This is a genomic window from Arthrobacter sp. P1_D4, from assembly GCF_056406115.1.
Genome location: NZ_JBFUAU010000006.1, coordinates 116,161 through 127,659, shown reverse-complemented (window position 1 = coordinate 127,659; position 11,499 = coordinate 116,161). Strand labels below are relative to the sequence as shown.

The 11,499-nt window shown below is 69.0% G+C and carries 8 protein-coding genes; 4 read left to right on the top strand and 4 right to left on the bottom strand.

All coding sequences use genetic code 11. From position 1 onward, the window contains the following. The first annotated feature begins 246 nt into the window (after positions 1–246). Both AC1D0A_RS07155 and AC1D0A_RS07150 read left to right on the top strand, forming a co-directional pair. Entirely contained in the window at positions 247–1,860 is a 1,614-nt protein-coding gene (locus tag AC1D0A_RS07155; RefSeq protein WP_028276909.1) for a peptide chain release factor 3, read from the top strand. Positions 1,861–2,031: 171 nt separating this feature from the next. After that, complete coding sequence (locus AC1D0A_RS07150) at positions 2,032–3,390, top strand: protein kinase domain-containing protein (protein WP_243178325.1); 1,359 nt, start codon at positions 2,032–2,034, stop codon at positions 3,388–3,390. Between the two features lie 25 nt (positions 3,391–3,415). Here the strand turns inward: AC1D0A_RS07150 and AC1D0A_RS07145 are convergent, their stop codons facing one another. Continuing rightward, the gene (locus AC1D0A_RS07145) at positions 3,416–4,624 is read right to left on the bottom strand and encodes a PucR family transcriptional regulator (RefSeq protein WP_243178326.1); all 1,209 of its coding nucleotides are present in this window, start codon (positions 4,622–4,624) and stop codon (positions 3,416–3,418) included. A 97-nt stretch (positions 4,625–4,721) separates the two neighbouring features. Between AC1D0A_RS07145 and AC1D0A_RS07140 the strand changes: the two genes are divergently transcribed. Both AC1D0A_RS07140 and AC1D0A_RS07135 read left to right on the top strand, forming a co-directional pair. Beyond that, positions 4,722–5,801, top strand: a complete 1,080-nt coding sequence (locus AC1D0A_RS07140; protein ID WP_243178327.1) for a ferredoxin reductase — start codon at positions 4,722–4,724, stop codon at positions 5,799–5,801. A 13-nt stretch (positions 5,802–5,814) separates the two neighbouring features. Next, the gene (locus AC1D0A_RS07135; protein WP_243178328.1) at positions 5,815–7,026 is read left to right on the top strand and encodes a fatty acid desaturase family protein; all 1,212 of its coding nucleotides are present in this window, start codon (positions 5,815–5,817) and stop codon (positions 7,024–7,026) included. A gap of 90 nt (positions 7,027–7,116) precedes the next feature. On the opposite strand, the gene AC1D0A_RS07130 is transcribed toward AC1D0A_RS07135, so the two are convergent. The 3 genes from AC1D0A_RS07130 to radA form a co-directional block, all read right to left on the bottom strand. Beyond that, a complete protein-coding gene (locus AC1D0A_RS07130) occupies positions 7,117–7,752 on the bottom strand; it encodes a class I SAM-dependent methyltransferase (protein WP_243178329.1) in 636 nt (211 codons plus the stop codon). 16 nt (positions 7,753–7,768) lie between these two features. Then, positions 7,769–9,895: a copper-translocating P-type ATPase gene (locus tag AC1D0A_RS07125; RefSeq protein ID WP_476945459.1), complete on the bottom strand. Its 2,127-nt coding sequence runs from the start codon at positions 9,893–9,895 to the stop codon at positions 7,769–7,771. A gap of 158 nt (positions 9,896–10,053) precedes the next feature. Then, the gene (gene radA / locus AC1D0A_RS07120; RefSeq protein WP_223914678.1) at positions 10,054–11,427 is read right to left on the bottom strand and encodes a DNA repair protein RadA; all 1,374 of its coding nucleotides are present in this window, start codon (positions 11,425–11,427) and stop codon (positions 10,054–10,056) included. Positions 11,428–11,499 lie beyond the last annotated feature (72 nt).

Here is an 11,499-nt window from a genome sequence, read left to right as displayed (position 1 = left end):
CAAGCCTTAAAGTGGTCCATTGCGGCGTGCCGCCGCGGGCCTCCTGAAGGGCTAGCGCGGGCGCCGTCCGTGAGGGCATTTTGGCGCCGCAAGGCCGCAGCTTCGTGCCCGGGCCCCGCGCAGCTTCATGCGCGGTCCGGCCGCAGCTTCGTCCGCGGTCCGCGGCCTGCGATAAACTTGGATCCTTGGGTGTACCGCGGGCTCTCCGCGCCGTGACCCGTCCACTGCCGCAGCGAAAGTAGCATCGTGTCTCAAGAAGTCCTCAGCCCCGCCCGAGTCCAGGAGATTCACAAGCAGGCGGCCCGGCGCCGGACTTTCGCGGTCATTTCGCACCCCGACGCCGGCAAATCCACCCTGACGGAGGCCCTGGCGCTGCACGCAAAGGTGATCGGCACGGCCGGCGCCTCCAGCGGAAAGGCCAACCGCAAGGAGACGGTCTCGGACTGGATGCAGATGGAAAAGGACCGCGGCATCTCCATCAGCTCTGCCGCTTTGCAGTTCGCCTACCGGGACACCGTCATTAACCTCTTGGACACCCCGGGCCACGCCGACTTTTCCGAGGACACCTACCGCGTGCTCGCGGCCGTGGACTGTGCCGTCATGCTGGTCGACGCCGCGAAGGGCCTGGAAACCCAGACCATGAAGCTCTTCGAGGTCTGCAAGCAGCGCAACCTGCCCATCATCACTGTCATCAACAAGTGGGACCGGCCCGGCCTGGACGCCCTGGCGCTGATGGACGAGATCACCGAACGCACCGGCCTGCAGCCGATGCCGCTGACCTGGGCCGTTGGCATCTCCGGCGACTTCCGCGGCGTCTGGGACCTGCGCAACGACCGCTTCGCGCAGTTCAAGCGCAACAACGCCGGCGCCAACATCGCCCTCACCGAATACTTCACCCCCGACGAGGCCGCCGCCAGCCAGGGCGACGACTGGTCCAACGCCGTGGACGAGGCCGGACTGGTCATCGAATCCAACCTGGCGTTCGACGTCGCGGCCTTCCACGCCGGCAAGGCGACGCCGATCCTCTTCAGCTCGGCCGCGCTGAACTTCGGCGTCAAGGAAATCCTCGACGCCCTCGTCGACTTCGCCCCGCCAGCTGCCCCGCGGCCCGACGTCGACGGCGACCCCCGCCCCGTGGATGCCCCGTTCGCCGGGTTCGTCTTCAAGGTCCAGGCCGGCATGAACAAGGCCCACCGCGACCACGTTGCCTTCATCCGTGTTTGCTCCGGCATGTTCGAGCGCGGCATGGTGGTCACCCAGACCCGGACGGGGAAATCCTTCGCCACCAAGTACGCCCAGCAGGTCTTCGGCCGCGAACGCGAGGTGATCGACGAGGCTTTCCCGGGCGACGTGGTGGGCCTCGTGAACGCCTCCTCCCTCCGGGTGGGGGACAGCCTGTTCCTGGACCAGCCCGTGGAGTTCCCGGCGATCCCGCTGTTCGCCCCGGAGCACTTCCAGGTGGCGCGCTCCAAGGACCCGAGCCGGTTCAAGCAGTTCCGCCGCGGCATCGAACAACTCGAGCACGAGGGCGTCATCCAGGTGCTCCGCTCCGACATCCGCGGCGACCAGGCGCCCGTTCTTGCCGCCGTCGGCCCCATGCAGTTCGAAGTGGTCGAGGACCGCATGGCGCACGACTTCAGCGCCCCGATGCGGCTGGAGCGGCTCCCGTATTCCATGGCCCGGATCTCGACCGCCGACGCCATGCCGGCGCTGGCCAACGTCCCCGGCGCCGAAGTCCTGTTGCGCTCCGACGGGGAATACCTGGCCCTGTTCAACGACGTCTGGGCCCTGCGCCGGATTGAAAAGAACCACCCTGACCTCACCCTGGTGCCGATCGGGACCCACAACCCCGCAAAATAGCCTAGGCGGCGGACCGAAAGACTCCCCGGAAGTCTTCCGGAATCCGGTTTCCGCGTTATGATAAGTAAGCTTGCTTATGATGCGGGTGCCGGGATTTGTCCCGGCTTTGGACTGATCCGCCCGCTTCCAGCGGCGGCCCCATTAGAGGGACCACGTAGACCTTTGACAACCATGGACCCCGGTTTCCTGCTCAGCGGGCGCTACCGGATCGAAGAACTCATTGGCCGGGGCAGCCAATCGAGCGTGTACCGTGCCACGGACGAGGTCCTGGGGCGTGAAGTGGCAGTCAAACTCTTCCGCGACGGGACAGTGGACGAAGAACGGACCCGCAGGCAAGCCGATGAAGTGCGGATCCTGGCGGGGATGGCCCACCACGCCCTCGTGACATTGTTCGACGCCGGCACGGACCTCAGTGACCCGACCCGCCGGCTCAGTTATCTGGTGATGGAACTCGTCCGCGGCCCCGACCTGCGCCGCCGCTCGGCCGAGGGCCCGCTGTCGGCGGCCCACATGGCGCTGATCGGACACGATCTCGCCGACGGTCTTGCGCACATCCACCACCACGGCATCATCCACCGGGACGTCAAGCCGGCCAACATCCTGCTCGTGGACTACAGCGTCGAGGACCGGCGCGCCCGCGCCAAACTCAGTGACTTCGGCGTGGCCATCACCATCCGCGAAGGCCACCACGGCGACCCCGATGACAGCTCCGGCACCCCGGCCTACCTCAGCCCCGAACAGGCTGCCGGCGAACCGGCGGGCCCCGCCAGCGACGTCTATTCGCTGGGGCTGGTCCTGCTGGAAGGCCTGACCGGGAAAATGGCCTATCCCGGCGCGCCGGTGCAGTCCGCCCTGGCCCGGCTGCTCCACGACCCGGACGTCCCTGAAGACATCGCGCCCATGTGGGCGGCCCTGCTGACCTCCATGCTGGACAGGGATCCGGCCGCCCGCCCGCCGGCCCGGGAAGTGTCCCTGGCCCTGCGCCAGGAAGTCATCAACGGCACAGGACGCCGCCGCCGGGACCGGGCCGCGCTGTTGACCGACGAAGAAGGGCGCATGCAGGCGGTCGAGCGGTACCGGATCCTGGACACTCCCGCGGACGGCGTCTTTGACCGGATCGCGGCGCTGGCCGCACGCATGTTCTCGGTGCCCGTGGCGATTGTCAGTGTTGTGGACCATGACCGGATCTGGTTCAAGTCCCACCACGGCACGGATGTCACGGAAATCGGCCGGGACCCCGGATTGTGCGCCTCCGCCGTCCTGCAGGGCGATGCCTGGATTGTCCAGGACGCCGTCAACGATCCCCGGACGCTGGCCAACCCCCTCGTGGCAGGCGAGTTCGGCCTGCAGTTCTATGCCGGGGTGCCGCTGCGCACTCCGGACGGCTACAACCTGGGCACCTTCTGCATCCTGGACCGTGAGCCCCGCGAGTTCAGCGATGAGGACACGGCTGCGCTGGAGGACCTGGCGGCGCTCGTGATGCACGACCTGGAGTTGCGGCTCCACAGCCGGCGGGCGCTCGCCGGGTAACCCGCGGTCCGCCTGACGGGCTGGCCTACCGCCGGCCGGCGTGAAGGGCCAGTTCGAGTTCGAAGCGCGCCGTTGGGTCCTCGAGGGCGTCGCCAAAGAGCTCGCGCAGCTGCGCTGCCCGGTAGCCCACGGTCTGCGGGTGAATCCCGAGCTCGGCGGCCACGGGCGCCCGCTGGCCCCAGTGGCGCAACCAGGAGAGCAGGGTTTCGGCGAGCCGGTCGCGCTGTGCGGGCCGGAGCCCTTCCAGCGGCGCGAGCCGGCGGTTGGCGAGTTCCGTGATCGCTGAGGGTTCTGCACCGAGAATCACCTGCGCCAGGTGCTCGTCGGCCCAGATCGGGGGATCATCCGGTCCCTCCCGCGGAGGCAGTGCCGCGGCCGCCAGCACGGCCAGCCGCAGCGAATCCGGAACCCTCTCCCAGCCCCCGGCCGGTCCCACGGAAGCGCCGCGCCCCTTCAGGGCACGGTCCAGGTCGTCCCGGGCGGAGCGCGACATCCGCGCCGGCACCAGGGCGACAACATCGGTCTCGCGCTCAATCACAAGGGTGCCCGGGCCCAGGCGCAGCCGCAGCCCGGCCGCCCGGTCCAGCGGCAGCGTCACCACCGCCATGCGCTGGGGCAGGGACCAGTCCGCCATCGCCGCCGTCTGGCGCAGGGCCGCCTCGTCGGCCTGGCCTAGCAGGAGCAGGTCCAGCAGTTCGGTGCGCCGCCGGTCCACTGCTCCGGCCCGTTCGGACTGCTCAAAGGCGTAGGCCTCGGCGCTGACCGCCGACAGCTCATCGATGTACGCGAGGATCGATTCGCCCAGGTCCACCACGACGCCCTGGCCCAGATGGTGTTCCACTGAGACTTTGGACATCTCCCGGAACGTCACACGGGCGCCCATCCGGTAGGCGCTCAGGAGCGCGTCCATGCTCCGCCCCTGCCGGAACTCGCCGCTGCCCAGCCCGGCCACCAGCTCCCGGCTTTCCTCGGACAGCGCCGGCAGCCGGGTCCCGGGCAGTTGCAGGAAGCGGTCCAGCGCCGCGGCCACGCCCCTGCGCAGCCCCCTGCCAAAGCGCCCCTCGATCGGCCTGGCGTACGCCGGGACGAGCTGCGGGACGGCCTCGATGATGGCCTCGACAATGCCGGGCATCCGCGGCCGCAGCATGTCGCTGACCTCCCGCGGCAGGGCCAGCCAGGGAGGATCGTAGGCGGGGGTGGGGTCGGCAGGCTCCCGGGCAGGGGATGTGTTCATGGAAAGTCCGATGAGTTGTTGCGGCGGGATAGTTTTCTCAAGTCGATCGTATGCCTTGGGTGAAGAAGTATGGCGCAATCTGACATAAGCTTGATGAATGATCCGGCTCCGTAAGCTGGCGCGCGCCGCATCTCTACTGACCACCCCACTAGCTCCAGAAGACATTCTGTCGCTGTTCAATCCCGTGTTTTCCGCCCGCCAATTGCGCGGCGTGGTCACCAGGGTGGTTCCAGAAACGGCCGATTCCGCCACCATTTTCTTCCGTCCCGGCCGCGGCTGGCAAGCACATCTTGCCGGCCAGTGGGCCCGTATTGGCGTCGAGCTCGACGGTGTCCGCCACTGGCGGTCCTACTCGCTCAGCGCCCCCGCCGGACAGGACCCGGCAATCACCGTGACCGACATGGGCGCCGTGTCCGGGGCCCTCGTGCGAGGCACCAAGCCCGGCGACGTCCTGTTCCTGGCGCCCCCGCAGGGCGATTTCGTCCTTCCCGAGCATCCGCGGCCGCTGCTCATGCTCACGGCCGGCAGCGGGATCACCCCGGTGATGTCGATGATCCGCACGCTCGTTCCGCACCGCCCGGATTCGGACGTCGTCCTGATCCACACCGCCCGCACCGCCGCGGACACCATCTTCCGTGAAGAACTCGCCGAGCTCGCCGACCAGTTCCCCAACCTGCGCGTCACGCACTGGTTCACTGGTGAGAGCGGACGGCTGGACTTCACCTCGGCCGCCGACCTGGACCGGCTCTGCCCGGACTGGCGCCAGCGCGCCGCCTACGCATGCGGTCCGGAAGGGTACCTCAACGACGCCGAGGCGTTGTGGGAGGCCGAAGCGGAGGACGCCCAGCAGGCCGCGGCCAGCTCGGGCACCCTGACCATCGAACGCTTCAGCACCAGCCTCGCCGGCGGCGCAGGGCACGACGGCGGCCTGGTCACCTTCGAGGCCTCCGACCGTGAAGTCGAGGCCGATGGCGACACCCCGCTGCTCGATGTCGGCGAGGACGCCGGCATCCTCATGCCCAGCGGCTGCCGGATGGGTATCTGCCACAGCTGCCTCATCCCGCTGCGGGCCGGCCACGTCCGTGACCTGCGCACCAACGAAGTGCACGGCGAGCCCGGCCAACTAATCCAGACGTGCGTGTCGGCAGCCGCCGGCCCCGTTAACCTCGACCTCTGAGGAGTATCACCGCATGACGATTGTTTCCAACAAACCGGACCTTTCCGACGCCGACACCCCCGCCACCAGCGGTTCAGCCGACACAGCAAAGGTCGTCACGGTCGCGAAGACGCGGCCCGGAGCCCTCGCCGAAACCGGCAGCCCGCTGCTGCGCCCTCCCGCGGCCGCCCACCTCTCCGACGAGCAGGTGGCGGAGCTGGGGCGCGAACTCGACGCCATCAAGGATGACATCCTCGCCAAGCGCGGGTCCGCCGATGCCGCCTACATCCGCCGCATGATCAAGATCCAGCGCGGCCTGGAGCTCTCCGGCCGTGCCCTGCTCCTTGTCAGCAAGAAGAAGCCCGCCTGGTTCGCCGGCACCGCGCTGCTGAGCTTCGCCAAGATCCTGGAAAACATGGAACTTGGGCACAACATCCTGCACGGGCAGTGGGACTGGATGCGGGACCCGGACATCCACTCCACCACCTGGGAATGGGACTTCGTCACCCCCGCGCGCTCCTGGCAGCACACCCACAACGATCTCCACCACCGCTGGACAAATGTGGTCGGCAAGGACAACGACATCGGATACAACCTGCTGCGGATGGATCCGGACCAGAAATGGACTCCCTTCAACCTGGGCAACCCGCTGTACAACGCGCTGCTGGCACCGGTCTTCGAGTGGGGCATCGCGATCTACGACCTCGAACTGGTGGACTACAAAGAGGGCCGGAAGTCCAAGGAAGCCCTGACCAAGGACCTGAAGGCCCTCGGCCGCAAGGCACTGACGCAGTTCACCAAGGACTACGCCGCCACTCCCGCCGTCGCCATGCTGACCGGTTCCGGCAAGCAGGCCCTCTACGGCACGCTGACCGCCAACGCCGTCCGCAACGTGTGGGCGCACGCAGTGATCTTCTGCGGCCACTTCCCCGAAGGCACTGACACCTTCACCGAGGAAATGGTGGAGGGCGAGACCCGCGGTGACTGGTATGTGCGGCAGATGATCGGCTCGGCCAACATCTCCGGCTCCAAGTTCATGCACCTCATGACCGGCAACCTCTCGCACCAGATTGAGCACCACCTGTTCCCGGACCTTCCCTCGAACCGCTATGCGGAAGTGCAGCCGAAGGTGCAGGAGATCTGCAAGCGCTACGGACTGCCGTACACCACGGGCCCGCTGCTGAAGCAGGTCGGCTCCACGTGGGCGAAGATCTTCAAGCTGGCCCTGCCGCCCAAGAAGGCCTAGCAAACCCAGGCCGGCTCAGCCGGAGTGAAATCAGGAGAGGGGCGTCTGCCATCGCGGCAGGCGCCCCCTTTTCGTTGTGCCGGAACGTGCTCAGGATTTGCCCGCCACACCGAGGACGTGGGCCAGCCGCGGATTGCCGGGAAGCACCGAAAAGCCGAAGCGCTCGATGCCCTGCACGCTCAGGCCTGCCGCGGCGATCATGGCGGCGGTGTCACGGTTCGGGTGGCATCCGCCTGCCAGCCGGCCCCACAGCGGTGTGAGCAGGTCTTCGGCGGCCCCCAGCAGGCGGTGCGCTGAGCGGACGTGTTCGTAGAACAGCAGCAGACCGCCGGGGCGCAGGACCCGGACCACCTCCGCCAGGGCGAGGGACGGGTCCGGCACGCTGCACAGCACCAAGCTGGAAACAACGACGTCGGCCGAGGCATCCGCCGCCGGCAGCGCTTCCGCCACGCCGTCCCTCACCGTGACGGGCACAGGCGCCCTGCCGGCGGCGGCGAGGGCCAGCGCACGGAGCGTGGGGTCCGGTTCGAGGGCCAGCACACCGGACACCGCGGAAGGGTAGAACGGGAAGGTGGCCCCGTAGCCCGCCCCGATTTCGATGACGAAGCCGTGCGCCGGCGCCACGAGCCGGCGGCGGTGCTCTGCTGCGCCGCGGGCGTCCATCCGCGGACCCACCCGGGCATACGATCTCCCGAATGATGACTCACGGCGGGTGGTTTCCGGCATCGGGGCCTCCAACAGGTCAGCTGACCGCGGCCGGGTTGAGCTTAAGCCTGCGCAGCAACTGGGCGTTCAGGGCAACCACAATGGTCGACGCCGACATCATCACGGCGCCCGCGGCGGGGGACAGGACAATTCCGGCGAAGGCGAGGACACCGGCAGCCAGCGGCACCGAGATGACGTTGTATCCGGTGGCCCACACGAGGTTTTGCCACATCTTCCGGTAGCTCGCCCTGGAAAGATCGAGCATTGACAGCACAGCCCGCGGATCGTTGCCGGCCAGGACCGCACCGGCGGATTCCACGGCCACATCCGTGCCGCCGCCAATCGCGATCCCCACCTCCGCCCGTGCCAGCGCGGGGGAGTCGTTGACGCCGTCGCCCACCATGGCCACCTTCAGCCCGCGGCCCTGGAGCTCCGCCACTTTCTTGTCCTTGTCGGCCGGGAGTACCTCGGCGAACACTTCGTCGATGCCGAGCTCGGCGGCGACGGCGTGCGCCACCTGCCGGGCGTCGCCGGTGACCATGGCCACCTTGATGCCGCGTGCCTGCAGGGCCCGGACGGCCTGGCGGGACTCGGGCCGCACGGCATCCTCGAGGCTGACAGCACCCAGAACCCTGCCGCCGTCCACGACATGAAGCACCGCCGCGCCGCGCTCCAGCCAGGCGCCGGTCGTGGCGGCCAAATCCGACGGCTCCGGCAGACCCAGCTCCCGGAGCAGGGCCGGACCGCCCACCTGGACCGTGCGGCCGTCGACCGTGGCGCGGACTCCGCGGCCAGTCAGCGACGTGAACCCGTCCGCCGTCGGAAGCTTCAGTCCCCGTTCACGGGCCGCGGCAACGATTGAGCGGGCCAGGGGATGCTCGCTGTCAGCCTCCACGGCGGCCGCGAGTGCCAGCACCGTATCCTGCGCAGCGTCTTGGCCGGTTGTTCCCGCGTCTGCGGCGGCGACTTCCTTGAGTTCCGGTTCGCCCCTGGTCAGGGTTCCGGTCTTGTCGAACAGCACGACATCGACTGTCCGCATGCGCTCCAGCGCCATCCGGTTCTTGATCAGGACGCCCGCCCGGGCGGCGCGCTCGGTGGAAATGGCGATGACGAGCGGGATGGCAAGGCCGAGGGCGTGGGGGCAGGCGATGACCAGGACAGTGACGGTGCGGGTGACCGCGTCTCCTAGGCTGCCCATCAGGGTCCAGAAGATGAACGTCAGGACGCCGGTGCCGGCCGCGAAGTAGAAGAGGAAGGCCGCAGCCCGGTCGGCCAGGGCCTGGGCCCGGGAGGAGGAGGCCTGTGCCTCGGCCACGAGGCGCCGGATCCCGGCGAGGGCCGTGTCCTCGCCGATGGCCGACACCCGGACCCTCACGGAGTTGTCAGTGGCGATGGTGCCGGCCACCACGGGATCCCCCGGGGCCCGCAGGACGGTTTTTGATTCGCCCGTGATCATGGATTCGTCGAATTCGGCCTGCCCGCCGCTGACGGTGCCGTCGGCCGGCATCCGGCCGCCGGGGCGGACCAGGATGGTGTCCCCGGCACGGAGTTCGGCGAGGCTGACGGTCTCCGTGCCGGCGGTCGTGACGCGTTCCGCTTCGTCGGGCAGCAGCGCCGCCAGGGCATCCAGCGCACCCTGCGCCGAGCCGAGGGCGCGCATCTCGATCCAGTGGCCCAGCAGCATGATGGGGACCAGCAGCGCCAGCTCCCACCAGAAGTCGAGATCGAAACCGCCGATGCCGAGGCTGGTCACCCAGGAGGCGATAAAGGCGACGCTGATGGCCATGGCAATCAGCAGCATCATCCCCGGTTTTCGCGTCTTCAGTTCATTGAGTCCGCCCTGGAGGAACGGACGGCCGCCGTAGAGGTAGATCGCCGTGCCGAAGACCGGCGGGATCCATGCTGAGCCGGGGAAGGCGGGAGGAGCGTAGCCCAGGAGTTCCGCGAACATGGGGCTGAAGAAGACCACCGGCACGGCCAGGGCCAGTGACAGCCAGAACCTGTCCCTGAACATCGCGACGCTGTGCCCGGCATGCTGGCCGTGAGTGTGTACCGTGTGCTCGTCCGCGGCGGAGCTCACAGCATGGTTGCCGTGCGGCGTCCCGCCCGGGCTGTGGTTTCGGAGGCCCTGGTCCGCGCCGGGGCTGCTGTGCCGGTGTTCCATGGTGTGTGCTCCTGACGGATGCTCAGTCATCTGCGGCTACGCCCAACATACCCCCGGGGGGTATCTTTGGCAAGAGGGCATTTCCAGCCTCAGCGGACCTCTGGCAACTCGCATCGTCCCCAGGTCCCAGACCACCGGGGCGCCCGGCTTCCGCGGCGTCAGCTGATCAGCAGTCCCAGGGCCTCGGCCAGGTGGCCGACCTCGCGGACCGAGAAGCCCGCCGGAACCGGTCCGTGCCCGTTGGGGCTGGCCGGTACCACGGCATGGGTGAAGCCGAGCCGGTGCGCCTCCTGGATGCGCTGGTTGATGCCGGGCACCGGGCGGACTTCGCCCGCCAGGCCCACCTCGCCGAAGGCTATGAGCCGCTGGGGGAGCGGCTTCCTGGCCTTGGCCGAAGCCACCGCCAGGGCCACGGCGAGGTCCGTGGCGGGTTCGCTGAGCTTGACCCCGCCGACCGTTGCCACGTACGAGTCGTCCTTATTCAGCAGGCAGCCGGCGCGCTGCTGCAGGACGGCCAGCAGCATCGCGACGCGCGAGCTGTCGAGCCCGCTGGTGGCGCGGCGGGGCTGGGAGCTGGCACTCTCGGCGAGCAGCGCCTGCACCTCGGCCAGCAGCGGCCGGCGGCCCTCCAGCGTGACCGTGATGCAGGTTCCCGAAACGGGCTCCTTGGTCCGGGAGACGAACAGCCCACTGGGATCGGCGAGGCCCTCGATGCCGTCCTCGTTCAGATCGAAGCAGCCGACGTCATCGGTGGGTCCGTAGCGGTTCTTGACCGCGCGCAGCAGCCGCAGCCGCGAGTGCCGTTCGCCTTCGAACTGGCAGACGACGTCCACGAGGTGTTCCAGCAGCCGGGGCCCGGCGATGGAGCCGTCCTTGGTCACGTGCCCGACCAGCAGCGTGGTCATGTTGCGGCGCTTGGCCGCGGCGATCAGGGACGCCGCCACCTCGCGCACCTGGGACACGCCGCCGGCGCTGCCCTCGACGTCGGCGCTGCTGAGGGTCTGCACGGAGTCCACCACCAGCAGGCGTGGCTCCAGCTTCTCCACCTGCCCCAGGGCCTGCCCCAGGTCAGTTTCGGCAGACAGGTACAGGGATTCGGCGACGGCGTCGATCCGGTCCGCGCGGAGCTTGACCTGGGCCGCGGATTCCTCGCCGGTGATGTAGAGGACGTCCTGCGCCGTGCGGGCGAACTTGGCCGCAACGTCCAGCAGCAGCGTCGACTTGCCCACCCCGGGCTCGCCCGCCAGCAGGATCACGGCGCCTGGCACCAGCCCGCCGCCGAGCACACGGTCGAGTTCATCCACGCCGGTGGGCAGGAACGCGGCGGTAGTGGCGTCGACGTCGGCGATCCGGCGGGCCGGTTCCAGGACCGTCGTGGCCGCCGTCGTCCGGGCGACGGCGGTGCCGGTCTCCTCCACGCTGCCCCACGCCTGGCACTCGCCGCAGCGGCCCACCCACTTGGCCGTCGTCCAGCCGCATTCGGCGCATTTATAGCCGGGCGCCTTCGGCCCCCGGGAAGTCTTCGTAGCCATTGGTCCACACTATCGGGGGCCAGCGACAACAAGTGCGCCGGCGGCGGGGTCAGCAGGCCCGTGCCCCCAGCT